We start from the raw sequence: 23,975 nt of genomic DNA, 5'->3' as shown, positions 1-23,975 counted from the left end.
AACTAATCACTTAAAGAATATCAAATCAACCAGTTAACCTAATTAACGTGCTTCTTTAACAAGTGAGATGTACCAGCAACCTGTTCAACATTGAACGACATACCAGTGATGGATCTGTAAGTAAGAAGTGAGGGCGTGTTTTGCTAGAGATGTAAAGGGAAGGGGGATAGGAGTTAAGCTTTTAGAAGATTAAATGGCCTGCAAACATAGCGCAAAAAAAAAGCGGCTTTACCCCGGAACAGATAAGCCGCTTGCCAATGATGTGCGATACCAGTCAGAGTTGGTATCGTTTCACATCTTATCGCATAATCATTTGTTCACGACCTGGACCAACAGAGACCATTTTTACTGGTACGCCCATTAGTTCCTCAATGCGTAGAACGTATTTCTGTGCTGCTACTGGTAGCTCTTCAAACTTACGACAACCTGTGATGTCTTCGCTCCAGCTTTCCATTTTCTCGTAGATTGGTGCTAGTGCTGCTGTTTGAGGCCAGATTGGGTTTTCGCTGTGGTCGCCTTCGTAGCCAACACAGATTTTTAGATCGTTAAGGCCTGTCAAACAGTCTACTTTCGTTAGCGCAATTTCAGTTGCTGCTTGCAGTTCAACGCCGTTCTTCGTAGCGACTGCGTCGAAGTAGCCCATGTCGCGTGGACGACCTGTAGTTGCACCGAACTCGCCTGCAAGTTCGCGGAAAGCATCTTGCTCTTCCATTGCAGTGATCAACGTACCAGTACCTACTGATGAGCTGAATGCTTTTGCAACCGCAATAACGCGTTCAGGACGAAGTGCCGGAAGGCCACTACCGATACCCGCGTACATTGATACAACGTTAGAAGATGTTGTCCAAGGGTACTCACCGTAAACAAGGTCACGACCCGCGCCAAGCTGTGCTTCGAACAATAGTGTTTTGTCTTTTGCTTGTAGCTCTTTTAGAGGAAGCGTTACGTTGCAAATTGAATCGCGCCAAGGTGCAGACACTTCTAGCAACCAGTTCGCCATTTCTTCAGCGGTTTGTTCGAACTCGAACGTCGGGTAAAGCGCACGCAGTTGCGGCAGTTTCCAATCCATCATGAATTGAAGGCGTTCAACTAATACTTCTGGTTGCTTCAACCAACCAACTAGGATGCCTTTCTTCATTACGCGGTCACCGTACGCAGGTGCAATACCTTGACGAGTTGAACCGTATGCTTTGTCGCCTAAACGCTGTTCTTCTAGCGTATCTTCTAGTGCGTGTAGAGGTAGACACAGTGTTGCGCGATCAGAGATGCACATATTCACTTTTACGCCTGCTTCTTCAACTTCCGCAATCTCCTGAGACAGCAACGCAGGGCTGATAACCATACCCGGACCTAACACTGCCAAACAGTCAGGGTTGAATACGCCACTTGGAAGCTGGTGCAGCTTGAACGTACCTAGGTCGTTAACCACGGTGTGACCCGCGTTGTTACCACCTTGGAAACGAATGCTCGCAGAAGCTTGCTCTGCCAAAAAGTCAACGATGCGGCCTTTGCCTTCATCACCCCAGTTTGCACCCACAACAACGATAGACGACATAATTTAATCTCCAAAAACAGATGCAAAAATCTTAAGGTGTTCGCCATAATAAGAGAAATTAATTATACTCATTAACTTGATAAGAATCTCATATCGGAATTGGCAATGTTAGATTTGAACTGGCTGCGAACCTTCGTAACTCTTGCAGAGGTAAAACATTTCGGCAAAACAGCGACGGAACTGCACATGACACAGCCGAACGTAAGTTTGCATATCAAGCAGTTGGAGCAGGCTACGCGCACTAAACTGATTGAGCGAAATCCTGTGCAGTTGACGCAAGCGGGGAAGCGTTTGTTAGCTACGGCGCAGCGGATGCTTAATGAGCTGCAAATTTGTCAGTCGGATCTCAATGCTATCAACGATCTTACGCAGGGGACGCTTTCTATTGCGGCGAGCGATATCGTTTCACGTTTACTGCTTATCAAACCATTTCAGCAATTCAAAAGTGAATACCCGGGTATCGATTTGGCATTGTTCAATACCACGTCTTCTCAAGCGGTGGATTTGGTGAAAAGTGCACGTGCCGATATCGGCTTTGTTATCGCACAAAAAGAGAGTCAACCGCTGCATTTTACGCCTCTCACGCAGATTCACTGGTGTGCGTTTGGCGATAACATTTTTGAGTGGCAGGACAATCGAAAAGAGAGCCAGACGCTGATTCTGCTAGGGCACGATACTCGAACCCGAGAGCTGATTGATGCGTCTTTACCTGAGTTAAATCTGCCTAAGCATCGCGTGATGGAAGTGGGCAGTGTGGAAGCTCAAATTGACTGGGCTGAAGCGGGATTTGGGACTGCTATTGTGCCGGATTTCTCGCTCGATCCGAGATTAAAGCTTTCCCGAGAAGTTACGCCTTTGCCAAGTTTTCCAAACACTGATTTCGGCTACATCGTGCGTCAAAATCAAGTGTTATCCAAAGCGGCAAAACAATTGTTGGCTTGGGTTGGCGAGAATGTGTCGGTGGTTGAGGGCTAAGACGATGAAAGAGACGAAGATTACGATTTCGCTCCCATCCTTGATTCACCGTATTGGTGGCGACCATGCCAAGCGAGCGAAAACACTCGCAGCAGAAAAACAGTGCGATCTTAAGCGAATTAGGCGATCTCGTAACTGGCAGATCTCAGGCGAGGCTTTGGATGTAAAAGCGTTTTTAGATCATCTTAAAAGCGAAGAGGCAGAGGTGATGCGCTTTGCGATCAACAAGATCGAGCAAGCTCTACTCGCTCACCAAGACAAGTTGGAACCTTTGGACGTGAAGTTGATACGTTTGGTGAGACAAAACCCAAACATCACCTTAGCTGAGTTGATGGCAGAAACGAACTGCACGTTAGTTCAAGCTCGCACGGCACGATTTGACGCCGAGTTGCTTTAAGATTGGTTTGTGGTTTACTCACTTTAATGGCAGATGTTAGGGTACTAACCAAAATAACTCACTAAGACCATTTTATTATGGATATTTGGAAGCTTCTCCTTTTTATTCCTGCTTGCTTCGCTCTCAATATGGCTCCAGGTCCAAACAATTTATTGGCAATGAACAACGCCCGCTGCTACGGATTTAGGGCCGCATTTGTAGCCAGTTTAGGCAGAATTGCCGCTTTTTCAGCAATGATTGCGTTGTCGGCATCTGGCTTGGCCGTGATTTTGTATACGTCAGAAATGCTATTTTTAGCAATAAAGCTGGTAGGGGCGCTGTATCTACTTTGGATTGCATTTAACCTTTGGCGTTCAGAGTCTAGTCCGATCTCTGATTTGGACAACTCGCGCAACTACGCAGGGCTTGCGAAGCAAGAATTTACGCTTGCCGCTGGCAACCCGAAAGCGATTCTTATCTTTACTGCTTTCTTACCGCAATTTGTTGATGCTAATGCTAACGTTCAAGAGCAGTTCTTTGCACTTGGCTCAACGTTTTTGATTTTAGAAATGGTCGCCATTTCAATCTACGCCATCTTTGGTTTGTATTTAAGACACTGGTTTTCAAACCCGAAAATGGCGAAACGTTTCAATCGCGGGTGTTCACTCTTTTTGACTGTCTCTGGTGTGAACTTGCTAATCAGCAAGCAATAAAGACGTACATTGTTTCTGTCACTCATTCTATAAAAAAGAGCCGCTTGATGTTAAATCAGCGGCTCTTTTCTTTAGTTTATGTGTTGCTGGTTGTTTACCACATCAAATCATCTGGAACGACGAAATCTGCGTATGGGTCGTCTTCTGCCGGAATCTCAGATTCTGCTTCTTTCTGTTCGATGATGACGGATTCGTCACGTTGAGCAATTTTATTCGCTACTCCGCGCGGAATGACAACGTAGCTTTCACCGACAATAGCAATAGCCAAAATGCCTTTGATCAGCTGTTCGCGGATAAGTGAATCTACATAAAGTGATTTCACTAGTGTACCGTGCGTGAAGTTGTATTTGATGTCGCCATCTTTTAGCTCGATCTTGTTCATCTCAATCAGTTGATTGATTTGTGCTTTGATCTCTTTGCTTAGACGCTCTGCGTTTTGTTGTTGGCTTAGCTGTTTGTCTCGCTCTACCTGCTGGCGTTTACTCTCTTCAACCGCCGCTTTAACTTCGCGTGCTTGAACGCGTGATTTCTTTGAGCCTTTTTTCGCTTTCTTTAGTTTTTTCTCGTTAACTAAGCCCGCTTTTAGCATTTGTTCTTGAAGGGTGAGTTTCGCCATGTTTAATCCAGTTAGTGCGCAATTTTCTGCATTTTAACCAGTCATTCTCTGCAAAGAAAGGGGAGTGGCTTTTTAAGCGAGAAAAGCCTCAAGAATTGCCAACAAAACATGGTCTGCTCACCCGTTTAACTCTGCTTATCTAGCCGCCATTTTATCTAACCGCCATTGCCTTGGCGATTTTCCCGTCCAGCGACGAAAGTGGCGGCTGAAGACCGCAGTTTCTGCATAGCCCAGTTGCAACGCGATATCGGTAATACTCTGAACATTCTCATGCAAACGCTGTTCGGCGAAATCCTGACGTACTTGCTGCAATAGCTGTCGATAACTCGTGCCCTGCTGCTTTAGCTTGCTTTGCAGCATTCTCGGGTGTAAATCCAATGCTCTGGCGACACGCTCCACGCTGCATTCTCCGGTCGATAGCAAACGACCAATCATATTGGCCGCTTGGTCACTGAGATTGTTGGGGTAACGGGTTTGCAGCTCTTTGAGGTGCTGTTGAAAATGGCGCTCTAGTGCGTCTTCATCTTGGTGGTTCTTAGCGTTAAGCAGACTCGCTTTAAGTAGGATACCGTCAAATTTATCACCGAAACGCAATTTGTTTTGCTGGGCAAATTCGCTCTGTTCTGCCTCGAAGCTGGCGTGTTGGGTGAGGTGTAAAGAGAAGTGGCTTGCTTCAATATCAAGCAGACTGGCAAGAAACATCGCCAGATGCGACACACTCAACTGCATCAACTGCGCGATACCGCGTTCGCTGTGCACATCAATACTGAGCGACAACCGTACCCAATCATCTTGTGGCGTCATGTTGAGAGTGACCCCTGACGAATGCAGATAGAGAAAATCATTCACCCGCGCCAAGGCATCACCGACCGTTTCTGCGCGAGAAACCAGCATCGGCAAATCGCCCAAACTTTGCAGGTTTTGGCGATCGGCGAGTAACGCACCAAACAACGGTTGCTGACAACGAGCAGCCGCTTCCTCCAGTAATTCAGCCAACCTTGGATAAGCGAGATAGGTATCGGGATCGCGAAATTGCGCCGCAGACAGCCCGACAGCAGCCATAATCTCAACCGGATTCTGCCCTAGTTCGGAAACCAAGCTATCAAATTTATCGGCGGCGCCACTTCTTACGATATGCATGTCTCGATTTTCAAATGTTAACAAGTTGTAAATCGCAATATATCAAATTTACTTCGCAAAAGGTCAAGTGAGTGTCAGTGAGTTGATTTAAGTTACATTTTGATAACAACAACGCATGGATGAGAAGCAGTATGGAACTTATCAATAAAACGGCCATTGTGACTGGGGCGGCTGGTGGAATTGGCCAAGCCATCATTGCAAAGCTGAGAGAGCAAGGAGCCAAAGTGCTTGCTGTCGATATTTCAGAACAATCACTGCAAATGTACACAAGTTTTGATTCAAAGCAGTTGGGAACCTTTGTCGCGGACGTCACCGATTACCAACAAGTTGAAGCTATGGTGAAGTGCGCGGTCGAACAGTTTGGCTCGCTTGACATCATGGTCAACAACGCAGGCATTGGCGCGCCGAAACCTCTGCTTGACCACGACCCAATTGCCGATTTTGAGCCGATCTCAAAGGTCAACCAAAATGGTGTCTACTACGGCATTCTCGCCGCTGGGCGACAATTCCAAGCACAAGGCACACCGGGTGTAATTCTTAATACATCGTCTGTTTACGCGCAAATGGCGTCTGAGATGACTTTTACCTACAACGTCAGCAAAGCAGCGGTCGACATGATGACCAAATGTGCGGCGTTAGAACTAGCACCATTGGGTATTCGTGTTTGCGCCGTCGCTCCGGGACGAGTTGATACTCCGATGTTAAGGCAATACGAAGAGATTGGCCTATGGAACCACATCCGCAAAGAGCAGATGCGCCAAAACTTCACACAACCAGAAGAGATTGCTGATGTGGTGACGTTTCTGGTCAGCGAGAAAGCCAACTGTATCAACGGTTGTACCATCAGCGCATCTGACGGTTTCGAGAATTTTAAGTACCCACTTATGGGATAGGCGAGTACGCCACATTACAGCAATAGCGAGGATGTAAGTTATGTCATTACCAGAAATTATTCAGCACCAAGATTTCTTATTAACTCTTAATACTAATGAAGAGTCGATCATCGAAGACGCGCTACCGGGTGTTGATGTTTACCCGTTGTTTCTAGATCCAGAAAACGGGACTTGGGTGGTTCGCGCCAAATTCAAACCAGGTATCACTCTGCCTAAGCACTACCACACTGGTGTGGTGCATTTCTATACCCTGAGTGGCGCTTGGCACTACATCGAGTATCCAGACCAAGTCCAAACCGCTGGTAGCTACTTATATGAGCCGGGCGGTTCGATTCATACCTTCCATTGTCCAGAAGAGTCGGGTGGTGCAGATGGCTTTATGGTGATCCAAGGTGCCAACATTAACTTTGACGAAGAAGGTAACTTCATCAACATCATGGATGCGGGTTGGATTGAGCAAGTTGTTATTGCAACAGCGAAAGCACAAGGCTTTACCGCGCGTTACATCAAACCGGGTGCGATTGCTGGCCTAAGCGATGAGCTAGCGGAGTAAACCCATGCAACAGATGAACAGTATCGTAATGCAGAATGGTAGTGTCCGCCTGAAGCAAGTCGAAATCCCCAAACCCGCAGCGGGACAAGTGTTGGTTCGTAGTCTCGCTTGCGGTATTTGTGGCTCCGACCTTCACATTACTCGACACGCGGATGAGGTATTTGATGTATTCCACCAGCTCGGGTTGATGCCTGATGAAGCCGGTGAGCACGCTCAAGTGATGTTGGGGCATGAGTTCTGCGCGGAAATTGTCGAATACGGATCTGACACTCAACAGACGTTGGCTGTTGGTAGCCGAGTCACCTCAGTGCCGATGTTACTCAGTCAAAATGGCGCGGGCGTTGGTGTTACTCCGGGTACTTATGGCGCTTACTCTGAGTACTTCCTGCTTGATGAAGCGTTATTGCTACCTGTCCCAGACGGAATGCCGTCTGAGGCGGCGGCATTGACCGAACCACTGGCGGTCGGTTTGCACGCGGTCAATCGCAGTGAAATCGAACCGGAAGAAACAGCGCTGGTTGTCGGTTGCGGCCCTATAGGACTGGCGGTGATTGCTGCACTGAAACAACGTGGCGTCAGCAATATTCTTGCGGTCGATCTTCAGGAAGAAAAGCTGCAACTTGCCAGCGAGTTTGGCGCAAATCGATTGATCAACTCGACCAAGGAAGACGAGATCGCCGTTGGTGAGCAGTACGCGATGAACTCACGTCTGGTCATTTACGAGTGTGTTGGCAAGCATACTTTGATTGACGATTTTCTGCGCCGCGCCCCTGCCCGAGCGCGAATCGTCATCTCGGGTATCCATACTACACCCGCAATCATTAACTACGCGTACGCGACGGTAAAAGAGCTCGATTTGAGATTCTCTTACTACTACCAACCGCACGAGTTTGAGCAATGCCTACAAGCGATTGCCGAACACACGTTGCCTTGGCAGAAAATGCTTACCGCCAAAGTGGGAATCGATGGTGTGGAAGATGCGTTTAGACAGTTAATGACGCCAAATGACCACATCAAAGTCGTTATCGAACCTTGGCGCTGCGGCGCGTTAGAAGTGATTTAACTCTTAGCCAGATTAAGCTAGCTAAAACCAATTTTAGTTTGGTGACAGCCCCAACCGTAGCAGCTAGGTTGGGGCTTTTTTTGTTAGGCCTGTTCTGCGCATTCCTGTTGCAGAGCAGGGTAATCGGTGTAGCCTCGTTCGTTTCCGCCAAACAACGTTGAGCCATCGAGTTCTGCCAACGGATGGTGATGTTGCAATCGAGAGACTAAGTCTGGGTTTGCTACGAATGGTCGTCCGAATGCGACAAGATCCGCGTAGCCTTTCTCTAACACTTTGTTTGCTCGTTGAGGATTGTAGCGACCTGCGACAATGATAGCGTTGCGAAAGCGCTTTCTAAGTTCGATTCGAAACGCCTCAGGAATCGTTGGTGCATCAGCCCAATCGGCCTCGGACAAGTGCAAGTAGGCAATGTCGCGCTCCTGTAGCTGTTTTGATGCTTCCAAGATCGTTGGCACGATATCTGGGCAGTCCATATCTTTAAACGTAATGAATGGTGCCAATCTCACTCCAACTCGATGCGCACCAACAGCGGCGATAACTGCATCCACTACTTCGATAAGAAAACGGATACGATTTTCTCGTGAACCTCCGTAGTTGTCTGTTCGATGATTTGAGTTGGTTCTTAAGAACTGATCGATCAGATACCCATTCCCGCCGTGGATTTCTACACCATCAAAACCCGATTCAATGGCGCGTTTGGCTGCGTTCGCGAAATCACCGACAACTCGGTTGATGTCCGCTTGTGTCATGGCGCGTGGCTCAACACAATCGACCATATTGCCGTTGCCTTGTTCATCTGCAATCCAAACTTGCGTCTCTACCGGAGCGAGCGCAGATGGCGCGATAGGCTGTTCACCATTTTGGAATGTTGGGTGAGAGACTCTGCCCACATGCCATAGCTGACAAAACATCGCTGCGCCTTGTGATTTGACCGCTTGGGTCACACCCTGCCAGCCCGCCACTTGCGCATCGGTGTAAACGCCAGGGGTGAACGAATAGCCTTGAGAATCGTCCGAAATTTGTGTGGCTTCGGAAATGATCAGCCCGGCAGAAGCGCGTTGTTGATAATACGTTGCCATCATCTCATTCGGGATGTTGCCCGGCTGAGTGGTGCGTGCGCGAGTCATTGGTGCCATGACAATGCGGTTTTGTAGTGACAACGCTTTTAGTTGAGCTGGTTCAAACAGCTTATTTGTTCTTTGTTTCATGTTGCGCTCCTCAGATAAGCACTGGCACGTTGGTCGCTTTACGAGCGGTTGCCATCCAGTGAAGTACGGCTGGATCCCATTGCACTTCGGAAGCACTGAAGAAACCGCGCAAAATGGAGAACATAATGGCTTGATCAACCAGTGATGTTTGCTTTTCTGAACTTAGGTTGAGCAAGGGTTTGGTTTGTTCTATCAAAGCGGCGACTTCTTTCGCAATCGCAGGTGTATCGTTAATCAAAGCTTCAAAATTTAACGCTTCGGTTTCTTTTTTTGCACGCCATGCTTGTTTCGCGGTTTCTGTTGCAAATTCCGGTAACGTCATGTTTGACCAACGCGGATACCCGACTTTTTGTAGCGGTAAAAACGCTTGTTTTTGCCAGTCTAAAACCGGTGTTGAGGGTTGGCTGCTTTCGTTGGAAGATGCCAATTCAAGGAAGTAGTTGATGATGTCTAAGCTTTCCGCCATGGCTTCACCATCGTCTTTGATCAAAAGAGGAACTTGTTTTGCGCCGATGATGTTTGTGGTGGTGCTCTCGTCGTCATAAGCAATGTTGATGACGTCGAGCTGAATATTCAGCATGCCTGCAACAAAACGGACGCGGGCGCTAAAGGGGCAATGTTCATAAATGTACAGTTTCATTTTTTGTTTCCTATCTCTTGGCTGGGCAGGGCGTGTTGTTGTGCGTTGAACAGCGTTACGGCGTTTAACTTTGTCCTGCCACATAACGTTCTGGGTCTAAACAATGTCGATAGGGTCAGTATATGGATTCGACTTAATTTGATAATTGGGTAATATCTGAATTGATTGTTCAGTTTTTCCAAATAATAAGGGCGCGAAGATGGATAAGTTTTCGGATATGACGTTGTTTGTCAGCATCGTTAAACATCAAGGTCTGGCAGCGGCGGGAAGGGAGCTAGGTTTGTCTCCGGCGACGGTAACGGCAAGGCTGCAAGCGATAGAAGAACGCTATGGCGTAAAGCTGCTCAACCGAAGCACACGCCACGTATCACTCACGGATGCAGGGGCAATGTACCATCAAGCTTGTCTGAACATCATTGATAGCGTGAAAGAGACGGAAAACTTACTGCAAACGGGTATTTCGCAAGTGCGCGGAACGTTGAAAATTTCAGCTCCACGAGATATTGGCAAACAAATTATTTCGCCGATGGTGTCGGCTTTTTCTGAGCAATATCCGGATGTGACGCCTTATCTTTATCTTAATGACAATTTATCGAACTTGGCTGAATCGGGGCTCGATTTGGTGATTCGTTACGGTGAGTTAGCGGACAGCAATCTCATCTCGCGCAAGCTGGCGTCGAGTCAACGTGTGCTGTGCGCGTCACCTGATTACTTGGCGAAGCAAGGTGTCCCAAACTGCCCACAAGATCTCGCGGCCCATCGCTGCTTAGCCATGGTGCGCAGCAATGAAGAATTAAAAACGTGGCACTTTAAAGATGAAGAGTCTCACCAATCGATCACGGTCACGCCAAAGCGCTTTTCTGATGATGGTGAAGTGATTCGACAATGGGCGTTGGACGGTGCGGGGATTGCGCTGAAATCGATTTTAGATATTCAGCAAGACCTCAAACAACAACGTTTAGTAACGGTTTTGGATGGGTATATGAAAAACTTCAGCGCCTTCTCGCAAGGCGCTGAAGCGGATCTGCATGTCATTTATCAGAGCCGCCAATATCAACCGAAAAGAGTTCGCCTGTTTTTGGACTTTCTAGTTGAGCAATTTAGCGCGCTGAGTGATACCAGCAATCAGATCTAGATGCGATTCCGAGGTTTCTCGGCGGTGGCGATAAATCCCGACGGTGCCAGGGTTTGGTTCGTTTTCCATGGTTAAGCATCGTAAGCCAAAGGATTCCAAATACGGTTGCAGATGGCGGGTGTAAGACATCACCGCGACGCTTTCTTTCAGTACATCAATACTGGCGAGCAGAGAATCCACTTCGTAAGTCGGTCTGTCATCCAGTTGCTGCCTTTCGCGTTCATTTTGTTTCGGGATTGGGTTGTCGATGACGTGAGCGAATTTCTTTGCGTCATAAGTGACCGAAAGAGCAGGGTATTCGTGCAGCATCTCTTCGGTGACGGTTTTACCTAGCAGTGGGTGGTTTGGGGAAACAAAATAGGCATCAACCGTTTGAAATAGCGGAATAAACGTAACATCGCATTTAGACGACAAGCCGACAATCTCGTGGCCGATGAAAAATTCAATCTGTTCGTTGATTAATGAATCCATCAAGCCTAAGTGATTGCCAAATTCGACGTGCGTAGATGCCGAAGGTTGCTTGGTCAGATGTTCATTGAGTGCTTGTTTGACGAACAGCGGCCACCACGCATCGCCAGTACCCATTTTAATTTTTCCGACTTGGTACTGTTTCCGTTCATCAATGCTTTGCATCATTTGGTTGTATTCATGCTGCATCGCGTTGCTATGGCGATAGAGGATGCGCCCGTATTCGGTCAACACCATGCCATTAGGGTGACGTTCAAACAGCGTCACGCCGAGATTCTCTTCCAGCTTCTTTAAATTGCTTGTTACCGTTGGCTGGCTTAACCCTGCCATTCTTGCCGCAGCGCTGATGCTTTGGCAGCGTGCAACCAGTAAAAATTGCTGCAGAGATTTGTCCATTTTCTTTCCCCTCTAAGAACGAGGGGTATTTTGCACAATTTCATTTATAAATCACAAATCTGTAATCTCATTTGATTGAAATTATGCGCATTTCATAGATCTACATCACTGTTGGGGTTTGACGTATAGATGTTATCTATAGCTCGCTCCTGACTTCCTATTTTCCCCTCAAAAGGGTGTTCTTTAGACTGTCGCCAAAACAACAATCTAAGGGATGAACATGAAACCGAGTTTTATTGCGCTTGCTGTCGCGTCTTGTATTGGTCTTGCTGGATGTGGGTCAGATTCTTCTGATGCGCCTGTGCCGGTCGACAAACCAATTATTTCAGCCGACTTATATTTACGTGGTTTAAATGGGGATTGGGGCACGGCAGAGCATGCCAAGCTAAACTATTTGGGTAATAACGAGTACGAAACCGTACTGCGCGTCGCTCGAGGTAGCAATCAGTTCAAGATTGCTGATCCGGGTTGGCAGATCCAATACACCTATTTTGAGGAGCCCGCGGCGTTCGAGAAAGCTCAAGAGTACCTGCCAAAACCAGACACGAATGAAGCGTGTATGAACGGTGATTGCAACTCTGAGATCACGTTTGAAGACAAAGGGTATTACAAGTTTTCTGTGAGCTTTGCCGATGAAAGTCGCGCGACAATGACTGTGACGAAAGCAACGCAAGAAGAAGCGGAAAAATACTACTCTGATGCGATTCTCGACCCTGCAATGGTGCATGAAGGGCATCAGAATAAAGAAGTGAAACTGTTCGCCAATTACGATGACTCGAGTGATACCGTGATTTTCTCGGTGAAAGATCCTAAAGCTGAGCTGCGTGAATTTGGTATTTCAACGACGACAGAATTGCGTGATGCGCTCGACCAAGGCTTAGTGATTAATGAGCAAACAGGGCCGCGAGTGGTGTCGGGTGATGTCGCGTTTGACGCGTTGTTTGCGTTGACGATGAAAGAGCTAGACCAGCTTGCCGTTTCTGAAATCAAAGACGGCAATTACAACTACAACAACCCAATCAAAGCGGAAGTTTTTGAGACGGGCGCGAAGTGGCATTACGTGTGGACGCGTGATTTGGCGTACGCAGCAGACCTTTCGCTTGCATTGATGAATCCAACTCGCGTGCAAAATGGTTTGAATTTCAAATTGTCCGCTTTCCGCGATACGACCGATCAGCAATACGATGGCGAGCAGATTGTGCAAGATACGGGCACTGGCGGCAGCTGGCCAATCAGTACCGACCGCACGACTTGGGCGCTTGGTGCAGAACGCTTACTTTCGGCATTGGATGGAGAAGAGTACAACCAGTTTGCCGAGCGTGCTTACAAAGCGATCAGTAATACACTTGAAGCCGATCGCCTGGCGGCTTTTGATGCGAAATCTGGTTTATACACTGGTGAGCAATCATTCCTCGATTGGCGTGAGCAAACGTATTCAACGTGGACGCCAAACGATGTCAACGCGATTGGTAGCAGCAAAGCGTTATCGACAAACGTGGTTCATTACCGCGCGATTCAGCTCGCGGCTAAGTTGGCAGAGAAGTACGACTCAACCAACGCGGTCAAATACACCGAGTGGGCTGAGAAGTTAAAAACCGCTATCAACGAGCAGTTTTGGAATGCCGAACGCGGTATGTACGTAAGCTATTTGTTTGACAATGGTAAAGACATCGCGGTCGACAAATACGACATGTTGGGCGAAGCGCTTGCGATCATCAGTGGTGTGGCAAGTGATGCGCAGGCGAAACAAATCATGGCCAATTACCCACACAGTGAGTTTGGCGTGCCGGTTTACTTCCCTCAACAACCAGACGTGCCTGTGTACCATAACCGCGCAATTTGGCCATTTGTTACCGCGTACAGCTTGCGCGCCGCGCATCAAACACAAAACGTGGCAGCAGCGAACAATGCCATTCAATCGTTGGTTCGTGGTACGGCAACCAACTTATCCAACATGGAGAACTTAGAGTGGCTTTCTGGTAAGTCATTCATCATCCATAGTGATCATGGCGAAGATCCGAGCTTGGATGGCCCAGTGATTAACTCTCAGCGTCAGCTTTGGTCTGTGGGTGGCTACTTGAACATGGTGGTAGAGACCCTATTTGGCATCCATACCGAAACAGGTAAGTTGGAAGTGAAGCCATTTATCACAAGTTGGGTGCGCAATAAGTTGTTGGCTCAGTCTGAACAAATCACGTTGGAAAACTTTGCCTTTAAAGGAAAGAACTACTCGGTAACCATTGATTTGCCTGAAGCAAGTAAAGATGAAACAGGCTACTACCCAGTTGAAAATGTCACGATGGACGAAAAGGGGCATTTCCACGTGACACTGGGTGCGCTTGTGAATGTAGATAGCAGCATTACTTTGGTTTCTGGTGTGAAACCGTATGCAAGTGAAGACAGTCGCGTTTACTCACCGCAAGAGCCAAAACTGGTGGTAAAAAGCGTTGATAATTCGGTTTCGATTGACGTGACGAGCAAGTACAACGTGAACTTGTATCGCAATGGCGAGCTGATTCAAAAGAACGTGATTGCTCAATCTTATTCCGATACGCCAACAGGTTTTGCTTGTTATTTGGCTGAAAGCATTAACGATAAAGGCTTCCGTTCTAACCCAAGCCAACCAGTTTGTGTCGGTGAAGAGATCCGCATCAAACTTGATGGCGAATATCAGCCACTCAAAGACAATGTCTCAGTGGTTACGGTGAGCAAAGACAGTGGCCTCGTAAAAGGTGCAGAGTCGTTTACAGCTCCTGTAACGGGCACTTACCAGTTCGATGCTTGGTACAACAATAACCTAGGACAACTTAATACTGGCATCACGAACACCGTGAAATTGTTAGAGGTATTGGATGATGCAGGTAAGGTGGTTGGCCAAGGTTACTTGCAGATGGGCCATATTGGTGAAAACCAAGGTATGCGTTACTCAACGCCAATTGAAGTGGCGTTGGAGCAGGGGGAAACCTATCAGATCGCGCTGAAGGACCACTTCAATATGAGTTACCTCACATCGAATGAAACCTACATTTACGCTGGTGGTATTGAGGGTGAAAAGAACGAAGCGCAAATCGCAGATATTCGAATCACACCTTTAATGTAGGCTGTTTTAACAAAGCTGTGTTCTAGAAAATTGTGTTCTAAGAAAGACAAAGCCGCTGAGATTATCAGCGGCTTTGTTGTATTTGCTATCGGGGCTGTTTGCAGATTAGTTTGCGGCCTGTGGACGAGGCTTACGACGCTGGCCTGATGGTTTGTTTCCTGCAGGCTTAGCATTGTTTGGCTTGCGGTTACCAGACGGTTTACCAGCGTTGCCACTCTTATTACCGTTTGGTTTATTTCCACTCGGTTTATTGCCATTCGGCTTGTTGCCGTTAGGTTTGCGGTCATCTGGTTTACTGTTTGCACGACCTTGGCCTTCACGGTTGCCTTTAGACTTGCCCGCACCGCCTTGGTTGGTGCTGTTTTTGTTGCCGTTGTTACCACCGTTGAAGCGACGCTTAGGTTTGTTTGCACCATTGCCTGTTTTCTTTTCGGTTGCTGGAGCGTTTTCACTTGCAGCATTTGGCGTTTTTGGTTTTTTCGGCTTCTTAGGTTTTTTCGGTTTGATTGGGCGCGTATCCAGTTTGGATTCAGGAACCACATTGGTTGGCGCAAAACCTTCCAACTCTTTACGTGGTAGCACTTCTTTAATCAAACGTTCAATCGCAAACAGCTCAGACGCTTCCAGCGCACAAACCAGTGAAATCGCTTTACCTACTTCGCCCGCGCGGCCAGTACGACCAATACGGTGAACGTAGTCTTCTGCCACTTTAGGTAGCTCAAAGTTCACCACTTGCGGCAATTGAGGAATATCGATACCGCGTGCAGCAATGTCCGTCGCGACCAACACACGAATTTCACCCGATTTAAAATCCGCCAATGCTTTGGTACGCGCGCCTTGGCTCTTGTTGCCGTGGATGGCTGCAGCAGGTAGATGTTGTTCGATCAAGAACTTCGCCAGACGGTTTGCGCCGTGTTTCGTTTTCGTAAACACCAGCACTTGCTTCCAATCGCCGTCTTTGATCAATTTCACCAACATCGGTGCTTTTTTCTTCACGTCTGCTGGGTAGATGCTTTGCTCAACCGTTCTTGCCGTCGAGTTCGCCGGGTTGACTGAAATCTCAACAGGGTTGTTCACCAAGCCTTTCGCAAGATCGCGGATCTCATCCGAGAAAGTCGCCGAGAACAGTAGGTTCTGACGTTGTTTTGGTAGCAGAGCTAGGATCTTACGAATGTCACGGATAAAGCCCATATCCAACATGCGGTCTGCTTCATCCAGTACCAGAACTTCTAGTTGGTCGAACTTCACCGCATTTTGGTTGTACAAATCCATCAGGCGGCCTGGTGTCGCAACCAACACATCCGCACCTTTGCGAAGACGCAGCATTTGCGGGTTGATCTTCACGCCACCAAAAACAACCGCACTGCTTAGTGGAAGATGACGGCCGTACATAAACACGTTTTCTTGCACCTGAGCCGCAAGTTCACGCGTTGGCGTCAGGATAAGTGCACGCACTTGGTTAGCACGAACGCGAGGGCCGTTCGATAAACGCTCAAGAATCGGTAGCGTAAAGCCTGCAGTTTTACCTGTACCAGTCTGCGCTGCTGCCATTACGTCTTTCCCTTCCAAAATAGCAGGAATTGCTTTTGCCTGAATTGGCGAAGGGGTGTCGTAGCCTTTTTCTTGAATAGCTTTAAGGATTGGAGCAGATAGACCTAACGAGGTAAAACCCATATGTATGATTCTCAATTGTAGAGTTAGATAACAACGCGCCGAAAACAAATCGGTGCGAAAAGTGCGACATTCTGAGGCTTTTACGCGCAGGCTTCAACTAATTCCGTCATGGATAAATATTTGAACTGGATCTCATTTATTTTTGGCAGGCAAAAATAGGTGCTTTACCTAAACTTAGCTTGAGGTTCTAGAGTTGCATTAAGAACAAAAAACAAGAACCCAAAGGAAAACATACATGAACAGTTATGTAGAACACGCCAATATCTCAGTCGTTGACGCACAAAAGATGATCCAATTTTTGACCGCCGCTATCCCTGAATGGAAAGTACGCGGCGGCGGAAAAATAGATAATTGGTTTGGCCGACCGATTGAGTGGTTTCACGTAGGTGATGATCATTCTTATATTGCCATCTCGTCAGGAGGAAAAGGCGACGCTACTCATTGGACATCACACTTCACAGGTTTTAAACACATAGGGATTGTGGTGCCGGATGTAGAAGCTCTCATCGAAAGGCTAAGCAAAGCAGGTTATGAGCTCGACCACCGAGGCGACGAACACCCATTTAGAAAGAACGTCTACTATCTAGAAGACCACGGTATGCTGTTTGAGTTTATCGAGTACTTCTCGGAGAAAGGCAGCGAACGAAATGACTATAATCAATAAGCGTGATATTTCGATGTTTTTCGTCTGATAAGTAAACTAAATGATTGGATTTATTTTTGTGTTATGCCCTCCATTTTTATCAAAATTAAGCTAGTAATATATAACTAAGTCTCAGATTTGATACTGACTGCTGTGATTAAATACTGAGCAGGATGGAACTTGACTTATACAAATAACAATTAGCTTGATGTGAATACAAGGACCTATTTCGGCATCAATTTCGTCGTATATCAGCTTGCTTAAAAAGGTTTATCATGCTCTTTCTACAACATTGTGCTGTTTACAGCTCACCCTTCTCTTTGCTGAATGAAACACTAGCTTTAACTTACTAAGTTATAGCTAGCTAGTAACTTATTCCTATTGTTCGATTGGGCAAGTAGCAGATTTATGCTGGCTTGACATTTTTGTGCGCACTGATTTTGGTTGGTAGCAAAGAGAGTTTGCCTCACTCTGCCAAGGTCAAAGATATAAGTGTGCTCTCAACTTTGGAAAATATAGGAAGGTTTTATGGTATCTAGTCCTATATTTTATTGTGATGAGCAAATATTTTGGTCGTGAGAACTAATGCAATGTCATTAAAAAATAAAAGTTTCTATTGGGTAGGCGAACCGCCAACAAGTAATTTCTGTGAGGGAGTTATCTTAGTTAATCAGATCGAAGAGGTCCCAGTTGGTTTGGGGGGGGGTGGTGTGTATTTCCTACCAAGACACTCAGCAGATAAACCATGCGTTAAAAGCATTTTTTAAAGAGAAAGGGCGTTGGTCATGGGCGGTTTATGTCACTGTGGAAACTCCTTATTCTCGATGTATTGCCGACGGTGTATTTGAAGAAGTAGAGTCAAAAAAAGTTTGGCGATCCATTCAAAGCAAGATCGACTCCATTGACGAACCGGACGTGTTGGACCCGTTGATTGGTTGGCTTGGAGTAAATCGTCAGCGTCGAGTGAGCGCTTTAAAAAGTTTAGAGTCAACGTCGATTTATTCGTTTCCGATAATTGACCTTCTGTTTCCTGATATTTATTCCACTTATCGATACGTACTCTCCGAGCAAGGCCGGGGAGTATTAGAGCCTGAAGCGCTGATTGACAGAATTCGTGTTTGCTCCCATTGCAATAGTGGACACTTGAATTATGTAGAAGTATGTCCTGACTGCAGCAGTATCGATATCGATTCTCAGAGCTCTTTACACTGTTTCACTTGTGGTCATGTTGGTGAACAACATAGCTTTCAGCGTCGTGGGAAGCTTGAATGTCCAAAATGTCTGACTCAGCTACGCCATATTGGTGTGGACTATGACCGTCCGCTTGAAAATCATGTGTGCCATAGTTGCTCTAGTTTGTTTGTCGAGGCTGCTACCATCAGTCAATGTTTGAGCTGTGATTCAAAGATCAAAGTCGAAGAGCTTGTTGTTCGTAAAATTTATCAATATCGACTTGGCGAAGTCGGTGAGTACATCTTCCAGCACGGAAAGTCTATTCAGGCTCCTGAGTTATCGATTAAAGGAAAAGTCGAAGTCAGCTTTTTCCAAAACCTACTGGCGTGGCTAAATAAAGTCGCATTGAGACACAAAGAGCAGCATCTTCTACTTGGATTACACTTACCGACGATTGATGAATACGGTAAGCAATATGGTGATGCCAAATTATTCTCGTTGATGGATCAACTGACGCGCCGTCTTAGCGGCTTGTTTCGAGATACGGACATATGTTGTCAGTACAAACAGGATGTGTTGCTTGTCCTAATGCCAAACACTACCAACGCAAGCTTGTCCGTTTTACAGCAAAAATTATCGGATTTGGGTGATCTTGTTGAAGACGAAGAATTCGAGTTGGACGTATTTGCTTGGGATTTGCCTGATCCGGTCATTGAAGGTGGTGTTTCTGTTTGGATCGAATCGTTGATGGGTGAGATCTATGCTGCAAGATAGTCTCGTTTTACTCGACTATCTTCGAGGCATGCTTCTTCACAATGAAGAACTATGGCTATTGTTGTTTCCAGTAATGATCATCATAGAGTTGCCGCTGTATTTGTTGGTGTTAACAGGGATATTTCGTTGGTCATATATGCGAGAAGAGCCAGAGTTAAAACGATTTCCATCAGTAAGCTTCGTTATCACTTGCTACGGTGAGGGAGAGGCGATTGGGATCACCATCGATACGTTAGTTGAGCAAGTTTACCCAGGTCATATTGAAATACTCGCAGTGGTTGATGGGGCGGTGCAAAACCAAGATACCTATCAAGCCGCATTAAATGGTGAGAGAAGACATACAGGTGTCCGTAATCGTAAAGTTCGTGTCTTGCCAAAGTGGCAACGTGGAGGCCGTGTTTCGACATTGAATGCCGGCTTATCGATGGCCAGCGGTGAAATTGTCATTAACGTAGATGGAGATACGTCATTCGATAACGACATGGTTTTCACCATGATGAAACAGTTTGCGGATAAAAATGTGATTGCTAGCGGTGGTGCACTAAGAGTTCGCAACCACAACGCCAACTTACTAACCAAAATGCAATCCTTGGAGTACATGCTGTCTATGCAAGCAGGTAAAACAGGGATGGCGACGTGGGGTGTGCTCAATAACATCTCTGGCGCATTCGGAGCGTTTCGAAAGAACCTTCTTAAGCAAGTTGGGGGGTGGGATACGCATACTGCAGAAGATCTCGACTTAACCATGCGTTTGAAGCAATACAAACGTCGTTATCCTGATAATAAGTTGGCCTTTTCGACGCATTCCATCGGCCATACTGATGTACCAGATACGTTGAAAGGTTTGGTATTGCAACGACTTCGTTGGGATGGAGATTTATTGTTTTTATTTTTGCGTAAGCACAATGAGGGGCTGTCTCCACGTTTACTTGGTTGGGGAAACTTTGTATTCACTTTGGCTTATGGCGTGATTCAAAATGTTCTATTACCGCTGCTCGTGGTGATATTTAGCGTTTATATGGTGATTGTCTATCCACTTAAATTTGTATTGGCGTTGATGCTAATGCTCTATTTTGTCTACCTCTTTTTATCTGCTCTGATTTTTGTTGTCTATATTGGGCTTGTATCAGAGAGAAAAAAAGAGGATCTGAAGTCAGCGAAATGGTTATTTCTTTACCCTGTCTACCAGTTTTTTATGCGTTTGATTACCGCTTTCTCAATGGTTAATGAGGTTGTGAGGAGAAGTCATGAAGAATCAAGTATGGCACCTTGGTGGGTATTGAAGCGAGGTAAAAAGTTTTAGTATGAAAGTTAACTTTCACTTAGATAAGAAAAATAAACCGCAGTCTGAGAGCGGTATGAAGGTCGTCTATGGACAGGCAAAGCGTGGCGGCTATCGTCTTCGTTGGTACTTGATTTTAGCCATTGTAGTCAGTCCACTCTTGTTCATGGCATATTACTTGTTCCGAACTCAGGTGTTAGTGACAGCGCCAGCGATAATTACTTCTTACCCATTAACGGTAACCGCAACTCGCTCAGCGATTGTTGGCCCTATTCCTGTCAATGTTGGTACGGAAGTAGCTCAGGACCAAGCGCTCTTGCTGTTAAAAGACAACGCTCTGAACAAGGAGATTGATTTTATAAAAGAAGAGTTGATTAAATTGTCTAAAAATCAGGTTCAGAGTACGGATGAACTGTATAAAAATGCGATTGGAAGTTCTGAAGAGGGCTTGAAAAAAGTACAAGAAATTCAAAAAAAATATGACGTGTATAGAAAAAAGGGACAGGTTTCAGAGGTCGATTATGCTGCAATTGTTAGTGTAAATAACTCTTTGAGTAATCAATTGAGTAGTCAAAAAATTGCTTACGTAGATGCGATGCGCGATTTAGAAGAACTGGAGCTTGCTGGTCCGGTAACTCAAGAGTACCGATCATTAATGCGTGAATTGGTAGTCAAACGCGCGCAACAAGAAAATTTAACTTTTCGTTCTCCTATGAAAGGGCGAGTGCTCGATGTTCATGTACACGAAGGGCAAAATGTCTCTGAAAATACTCCCTTACTTACGATCGCTCGCAATGTTACGCCGGAGATAACCGCTTTCTTAAACCCGAAATATCTCCAATACAGTAAGATGGATACTAAAGCGAAAGTTGTATTTCCTGATGGCAGAAAGTTCAGTGCAACGGTATCGAAGCCGGTTGAAGTGGTGAACAAGCTGCCTTCTGAACTGCAAAGCCCATTCGAAGGTCAACCTGCGTATTTGAAGGTGACGCTGAGTTTTGATGAAGCTCTAGAAAAAAGCCGTTGGATTGAAGGCGTAGAAGTCGAAGTTCGCTTTTAATATCGTTAAACAAAAAGGAGCTTTTGCTCCTTTTTGTTTACACTGATTTTTACTCAGCTTTTGCATGCGTTAAAAACGCACTCGTCAATTGCTGAAAGAGTGAATCTACCGATGGGCGGTCGGATATATGATGGAAGAGCGGTGTGTGGACATCGCCACGAATATCATCGTAATGACCACAAAGCTGATTACACATTCTTACTGGTTCGACAATCTTCTCGACGTCGGCATCAATCAGAATGCATGCTTGTGACAATACCACTTGTCCGCCGCCTTTTTTAAGTAAAACACGCTGCGCGGTTCCCACGACTTTTTGCCCGCCAATGTTGAGGTTGTATTCGCCATCGCAGTAGGAATAAGGCGTAGCATGAACATCCACTTTCACGCCTAACTGTTCAAAGAAAACCGTTAATATCGCACATAAATCGAGATACGCTTTTTTGATGTTGTAAGGCTCACCTTCTGGCCAGTGATAGATATGGGATAGATTAATAATACCCGGTACCTGAGGGACTGGTGCACCACCGGTTTTACGAGAAAAGAGCTTCCAGCCAGACGTATTTAACGCATGTTCCAATTCATTAGACACTGGCCATTTCTTGCCCGCGGGAAGCACGAGCGTCGGGCTTTTTACTTGCCAAAGTAAGAGCACTTGCGAGAGTTGGTTGGATTGAACTTGTTTAATGAGCTCATCTTCTTTTTCAAATGCATCAGCGACTTCCGTAGCTGTGAAGCGAATTAGCTTATTCTTAGCAACCAAAACTCTATCCCTCGTGTGTATTTAATCGTTACTGTTTTATCTCAGATACGGTTTTATTGCTAGGTCTGTGATTGCGAGGTTTTTACTCGTTAGATGCGTGGCCACTTTTTGGTTTTTTCCGTTGTCCATTAGTTCTACTTGAACGCGCGATAGAAATATTTTGTTGGTCATCGCATAAGCAACTCATAAAATCCGCCGTCTATAAAATTTTTTGGCGATATGAATATGAAAAAGCGAGTGATGTGTCTCGCGTTAGCGGCATCATTAACGGGGTGTGTGACGTTCCCAACTCAAGAATCTGAGCAAGTACAGGTGCTTTGGGATAATGTGAATGCGATTGAAAACTGTGAACTGATGGGTACCGTGATTGGCTCAGAAGGGCACTTTTACGACTACTGGCTTCACGCAGATAAAGACATGGTTTGGGGTACACTAAACCAAATGCGCATCAAGGCAGCAGATTTAGGCGCTGATACCTTGTATTTATACCAACCGTTAAGCTTTTCTACGTCAGTGACGATGTTTGCAAACGCTTACAAATGCAAACAGTAGCGATTTGCTTGCTCATAACTGAAAGACAGGCGTTGCTCGCCTGTCTTTGACACGCTCAACAAACATGGGTTTGTTCGTTATGTTCTCTCTCGCCGTTAATTCACATTGGCTGTTGCTACCGCGATAGAGTCGGAAAACGACAGCGTGAAATCTTGCTCTGTATTGAGCACTTTGGCCGGAAACTCTAAGCTTAATTGCGCGTGTGGCGCGACTTCTGAAGCAATACTGGTGACGAATTTTCGAGTTTCTCCTGGAGAGATCGACAAGCTGTTTCCACCTTTGGATGAAAGCTCGGCAATGCCCATAGTTTGCAGCGTGTTGCCTGCCGTATCAGCCAGATGCAGTAAAGATTCTGACTTATAGACCAACTCTCCACTTTCGGTGCGATAGGCGCTAAAAGTGTTGAAGTTTGGCTGTAATGAACCTTGAGAACCTACGTTTGTGACGGAGAACATCACGTTAGAACCATCAAAATTCTCGACTTTCACCAACACGTTACCGTCTTGGTAACGAGCGGCTGCCGCAGCACTTGCTTGCTGTTTCTGCCTCTGTTTTTCTTTTTCAATGTTGCTCAATTGGTTTTGCTCGTTTGCTAGGCGGTTTTCAGCCATCGCGTACGATTGATCCACCATTGCCAACAGCGCTGGGATTGAATACAGCGTTAGACCTTCCAAATGGTCAAAGTCGATTTTGGCATGCTGAGTAAGTTCGTGATTCGAGAACTGGCAGTAGCCATCAATCAAGCTAACGAACGCGACTTCATAAGTGCCCTGTAATCGGCTTACTTCCTGTGCGGCTTTTTCTAAATCTGAGCGTACTTTTCTGATCTCTTCCAATGTCTTTTGTGGCAAACGTCCATTGGGCGATACATCATTGGAAACCGAGACCAGTTCTTCGGTCACAAATGGATTGTTTTGGGCGGGAATCACTGTGGTAATGCGGTTGGATTTGGTGATGTCTTCGCCCAATAAGACCATCATTTTTTGCGATACGGCGGTTGTGTTGCCCGCTAATACGTCACTACAGTTTGGAGACGTACTCGCATACGCGGCGAATGCGGTAAAAAGTGAAAAGATAACGGACCAGCCAGTGGTGACGAGTCCTGTCGTGGTTCGAGTGTTCATCCTGATAACCCCTCTGTCATTTGGTGCGATTCACTGACGTAATTGCCAATCAAGCGACTGGCTCGCGACATTCAGAATGGTTCTGGTCAATCCTTCGTAGTG

Annotated in this window: 21 protein-coding genes and 1 pseudogene; 13 read left to right on the top strand and 9 right to left on the bottom strand. The window is 46.2% G+C overall.

Annotated features, from left to right (window positions below):
• Nucleotides 1-298 precede the first annotated feature (298 nt).
• On the bottom strand, nucleotides 299-1,555 hold the full coding sequence (locus NL646_RS04105; protein ID WP_005464135.1) for an adenylosuccinate synthase: 1,257 nt from the start codon (nucleotides 1,553-1,555) through the stop codon (nucleotides 299-301).
• Between the two features lie 105 nt (nucleotides 1,556-1,660).
• Here NL646_RS04105 and NL646_RS04100 point away from each other — a divergent pair, with 105 nt between their 5' ends.
• From NL646_RS04100 to NL646_RS04090, 3 genes are all read left to right on the top strand, one after another.
• On the top strand, nucleotides 1,661-2,530 hold the full coding sequence (locus tag NL646_RS04100) for a LysR family transcriptional regulator (protein ID WP_005373812.1): 870 nt from the start codon (nucleotides 1,661-1,663) through the stop codon (nucleotides 2,528-2,530).
• 4 nt (nucleotides 2,531-2,534) lie between these two features.
• Nucleotides 2,535-2,927 carry a ribosome recycling factor family protein gene (locus tag NL646_RS04095; protein WP_005479876.1) on the top strand — a complete coding sequence of 131 codons (393 nt, stop codon included), beginning with the start codon at nucleotides 2,535-2,537 and terminating at the stop codon, nucleotides 2,925-2,927.
• A gap of 77 nt (nucleotides 2,928-3,004) precedes the next feature.
• Nucleotides 3,005-3,619 (top strand): LysE family translocator, encoded by a 615-nt coding sequence (locus NL646_RS04090; protein WP_005464091.1) that lies wholly within the window; start codon nucleotides 3,005-3,007, stop codon nucleotides 3,617-3,619.
• Nucleotides 3,620-3,713: 94 nt separating this feature from the next.
• Here the strand turns inward: NL646_RS04090 and NL646_RS04085 are convergent, their stop codons facing one another.
• Nucleotides 3,714-4,235, bottom strand: a complete 522-nt coding sequence (locus tag NL646_RS04085; protein WP_005479918.1) for a DUF2058 domain-containing protein — start codon at nucleotides 4,233-4,235, stop codon at nucleotides 3,714-3,716.
• Nucleotides 4,236-4,370: 135 nt separating this feature from the next.
• Nucleotides 4,371-5,375 (bottom strand): AraC family transcriptional regulator, encoded by a 1,005-nt coding sequence (locus NL646_RS04080; protein WP_253663883.1) that lies wholly within the window; start codon nucleotides 5,373-5,375, stop codon nucleotides 4,371-4,373.
• 131 nt (nucleotides 5,376-5,506) lie between these two features.
• Between NL646_RS04080 and NL646_RS04075 the strand changes: the two genes are divergently transcribed.
• The 3 genes from NL646_RS04075 to NL646_RS04065 are packed head-to-tail and all read left to right on the top strand — an operon-like array spanning nucleotide 5,507 to nucleotide 7,884.
• A complete protein-coding gene (locus NL646_RS04075) occupies nucleotides 5,507-6,268 on the top strand; it encodes an SDR family NAD(P)-dependent oxidoreductase (RefSeq protein WP_140169719.1) in 762 nt (253 codons plus the stop codon).
• Between the two features lie 40 nt (nucleotides 6,269-6,308).
• Entirely contained in the window at nucleotides 6,309-6,821 is a 513-nt protein-coding gene (locus NL646_RS04070) for a 2,4'-dihydroxyacetophenone dioxygenase family protein (protein ID WP_140169720.1), read from the top strand.
• 4 nt (nucleotides 6,822-6,825) lie between these two features.
• On the top strand, nucleotides 6,826-7,884 hold the full coding sequence (locus tag NL646_RS04065) for a zinc-binding dehydrogenase (RefSeq protein WP_140169721.1): 1,059 nt from the start codon (nucleotides 6,826-6,828) through the stop codon (nucleotides 7,882-7,884).
• A gap of 83 nt (nucleotides 7,885-7,967) precedes the next feature.
• Here NL646_RS04065 and NL646_RS04060 read toward each other — a convergent pair whose 3' ends face one another.
• Nucleotides 7,968-9,092: an alkene reductase gene (locus NL646_RS04060; RefSeq protein WP_140169722.1), complete on the bottom strand. Its 1,125-nt coding sequence runs from the start codon at nucleotides 9,090-9,092 to the stop codon at nucleotides 7,968-7,970.
• Between the two features lie 10 nt (nucleotides 9,093-9,102).
• A complete protein-coding gene (gene grxB / locus NL646_RS04055; RefSeq protein ID WP_024701478.1) occupies nucleotides 9,103-9,732 on the bottom strand; it encodes a glutaredoxin 2 in 630 nt (209 codons plus the stop codon).
• A gap of 199 nt (nucleotides 9,733-9,931) precedes the next feature.
• On the opposite strand from grxB, the gene NL646_RS04050 reads away from it, so the two are divergent.
• Entirely contained in the window at nucleotides 9,932-10,867 is a 936-nt protein-coding gene (locus NL646_RS04050) for a LysR family transcriptional regulator (RefSeq protein ID WP_069497631.1), read from the top strand.
• On the opposite strand, the gene NL646_RS04045 is transcribed toward NL646_RS04050, so the two are convergent.
• On the bottom strand, nucleotides 10,820-11,731 hold the full coding sequence (locus NL646_RS04045; RefSeq protein ID WP_020841841.1) for a LysR family transcriptional regulator: 912 nt from the start codon (nucleotides 11,729-11,731) through the stop codon (nucleotides 10,820-10,822). The genes NL646_RS04050 and NL646_RS04045 overlap by 48 nt on opposite strands.
• A gap of 220 nt (nucleotides 11,732-11,951) precedes the next feature.
• On the opposite strand from NL646_RS04045, the gene NL646_RS04040 reads away from it, so the two are divergent.
• Nucleotides 11,952-14,831 carry an amylo-alpha-1,6-glucosidase gene (locus NL646_RS04040; protein ID WP_140169723.1) on the top strand — a complete coding sequence of 960 codons (2,880 nt, stop codon included), beginning with the start codon at nucleotides 11,952-11,954 and terminating at the stop codon, nucleotides 14,829-14,831.
• A 105-nt stretch (nucleotides 14,832-14,936) separates the two neighbouring features.
• On the opposite strand, the gene NL646_RS04035 is transcribed toward NL646_RS04040, so the two are convergent.
• Nucleotides 14,937-16,505 (bottom strand): DEAD/DEAH box helicase, encoded by a 1,569-nt coding sequence (locus NL646_RS04035; RefSeq protein ID WP_253663882.1) that lies wholly within the window; start codon nucleotides 16,503-16,505, stop codon nucleotides 14,937-14,939.
• Between the two features lie 235 nt (nucleotides 16,506-16,740).
• Here NL646_RS04035 and NL646_RS04030 point away from each other — a divergent pair, with 235 nt between their 5' ends.
• The 4 genes and pseudogenes from NL646_RS04030 to NL646_RS04015 all read left to right on the top strand — a co-directional run bounded on the left by NL646_RS04030 (nucleotide 16,741) and on the right by NL646_RS04015 (nucleotide 21,437).
• Nucleotides 16,741-17,169, top strand: coding sequence for a VOC family protein (locus tag NL646_RS04030; RefSeq protein WP_023624755.1), 429 nt, complete (start codon nucleotides 16,741-16,743; stop codon nucleotides 17,167-17,169).
• Between the two features lie 569 nt (nucleotides 17,170-17,738).
• Nucleotides 17,739-19,095, top strand: a pseudogene (locus tag NL646_RS04025) (diguanylate cyclase).
• Complete coding sequence (locus NL646_RS04020; RefSeq protein ID WP_025542278.1) at nucleotides 19,082-20,398, top strand: glycosyltransferase; 1,317 nt, start codon at nucleotides 19,082-19,084, stop codon at nucleotides 20,396-20,398. The pseudogene NL646_RS04025 and the gene NL646_RS04020 overlap by 14 nt, the downstream one beginning before the upstream one ends.
• Nucleotide 20,399: 1 nt before the next feature.
• The gene (locus NL646_RS04015; RefSeq protein WP_005498155.1) at nucleotides 20,400-21,437 is read left to right on the top strand and encodes an HlyD family secretion protein; all 1,038 of its coding nucleotides are present in this window, start codon (nucleotides 20,400-20,402) and stop codon (nucleotides 21,435-21,437) included.
• Between the two features lie 49 nt (nucleotides 21,438-21,486).
• On the opposite strand, the gene NL646_RS04010 is transcribed toward NL646_RS04015, so the two are convergent.
• On the bottom strand, nucleotides 21,487-22,197 hold the full coding sequence (locus NL646_RS04010) for a lipoate--protein ligase (protein ID WP_193281495.1): 711 nt from the start codon (nucleotides 22,195-22,197) through the stop codon (nucleotides 21,487-21,489).
• A 225-nt stretch (nucleotides 22,198-22,422) separates the two neighbouring features.
• Here NL646_RS04010 and NL646_RS04005 point away from each other — a divergent pair, with 225 nt between their 5' ends.
• Nucleotides 22,423-22,749 carry a DUF4156 domain-containing protein gene (locus NL646_RS04005; protein ID WP_020834976.1) on the top strand — a complete coding sequence of 109 codons (327 nt, stop codon included), beginning with the start codon at nucleotides 22,423-22,425 and terminating at the stop codon, nucleotides 22,747-22,749.
• Nucleotides 22,750-22,844: 95 nt separating this feature from the next.
• Here the strand turns inward: NL646_RS04005 and NL646_RS04000 are convergent, their stop codons facing one another.
• Nucleotides 22,845-23,873: a hypothetical protein gene (locus NL646_RS04000; RefSeq protein ID WP_023585592.1), complete on the bottom strand. Its 1,029-nt coding sequence runs from the start codon at nucleotides 23,871-23,873 to the stop codon at nucleotides 22,845-22,847.
• Nucleotides 23,874-23,975: the final 102 nt, after the last annotated feature.

Origin of the sequence: Vibrio sp. Y20_XG_PY13, assembly GCF_024181925.1 — a bacterium.
Taxonomy (GTDB): Bacteria; Pseudomonadota; Gammaproteobacteria; order Enterobacterales; family Vibrionaceae; genus Vibrio; species Vibrio parahaemolyticus.
The sequence above is the reverse complement of the archived record's forward strand: the minus strand, read 5'-3'. Positions and strand labels throughout refer to the sequence as shown.

Coding starts and splice junctions, on each gene's coding strand:
- NL646_RS04105 (WP_005464135.1), bottom strand. CDS start 1,555: ATGTCGTCTATCGTTGTTGTGGGTGCAAACTGGGGTGATGAAGGCAAA.
- NL646_RS04100 (WP_005373812.1), top strand. CDS start 1,661: ATGTTAGATTTGAACTGGCTGCGAACCTTCGTAACTCTTGCAGAGGTA.
- NL646_RS04095 (WP_005479876.1), top strand. CDS start 2,535: ATGAAAGAGACGAAGATTACGATTTCGCTCCCATCCTTGATTCACCGT.
- NL646_RS04090 (WP_005464091.1), top strand. CDS start 3,005: ATGGATATTTGGAAGCTTCTCCTTTTTATTCCTGCTTGCTTCGCTCTC.
- NL646_RS04085 (WP_005479918.1), bottom strand. CDS start 4,235: ATGGCGAAACTCACCCTTCAAGAACAAATGCTAAAAGCGGGCTTAGTT.
- NL646_RS04080 (WP_253663883.1), bottom strand. CDS start 5,375: ATGCATATCGTAAGAAGTGGCGCCGCCGATAAATTTGATAGCTTGGTT.
- NL646_RS04075 (WP_140169719.1), top strand. CDS start 5,507: ATGGAACTTATCAATAAAACGGCCATTGTGACTGGGGCGGCTGGTGGA.
- NL646_RS04070 (WP_140169720.1), top strand. CDS start 6,309: ATGTCATTACCAGAAATTATTCAGCACCAAGATTTCTTATTAACTCTT.
- NL646_RS04065 (WP_140169721.1), top strand. CDS start 6,826: ATGCAACAGATGAACAGTATCGTAATGCAGAATGGTAGTGTCCGCCTG.
- NL646_RS04060 (WP_140169722.1), bottom strand. CDS start 9,092: ATGAAACAAAGAACAAATAAGCTGTTTGAACCAGCTCAACTAAAAGCG.
- grxB (WP_024701478.1), bottom strand. CDS start 9,732: ATGAAACTGTACATTTATGAACATTGCCCCTTTAGCGCCCGCGTCCGT.
- NL646_RS04050 (WP_069497631.1), top strand. CDS start 9,932: ATGGATAAGTTTTCGGATATGACGTTGTTTGTCAGCATCGTTAAACAT.
- NL646_RS04045 (WP_020841841.1), bottom strand. CDS start 11,731: ATGGACAAATCTCTGCAGCAATTTTTACTGGTTGCACGCTGCCAAAGC.
- NL646_RS04040 (WP_140169723.1), top strand. CDS start 11,952: ATGAAACCGAGTTTTATTGCGCTTGCTGTCGCGTCTTGTATTGGTCTT.
- NL646_RS04035 (WP_253663882.1), bottom strand. CDS start 16,505: ATGGGTTTTACCTCGTTAGGTCTATCTGCTCCAATCCTTAAAGCTATT.
- NL646_RS04030 (WP_023624755.1), top strand. CDS start 16,741: ATGAACAGTTATGTAGAACACGCCAATATCTCAGTCGTTGACGCACAA.
- NL646_RS04020 (WP_025542278.1), top strand. CDS start 19,082: ATGCTGCAAGATAGTCTCGTTTTACTCGACTATCTTCGAGGCATGCTT.
- NL646_RS04015 (WP_005498155.1), top strand. CDS start 20,400: ATGAAAGTTAACTTTCACTTAGATAAGAAAAATAAACCGCAGTCTGAG.
- NL646_RS04005 (WP_020834976.1), top strand. CDS start 22,423: ATGAAAAAGCGAGTGATGTGTCTCGCGTTAGCGGCATCATTAACGGGG.
- NL646_RS04000 (WP_023585592.1), bottom strand. CDS start 23,873: ATGAACACTCGAACCACGACAGGACTCGTCACCACTGGCTGGTCCGTT.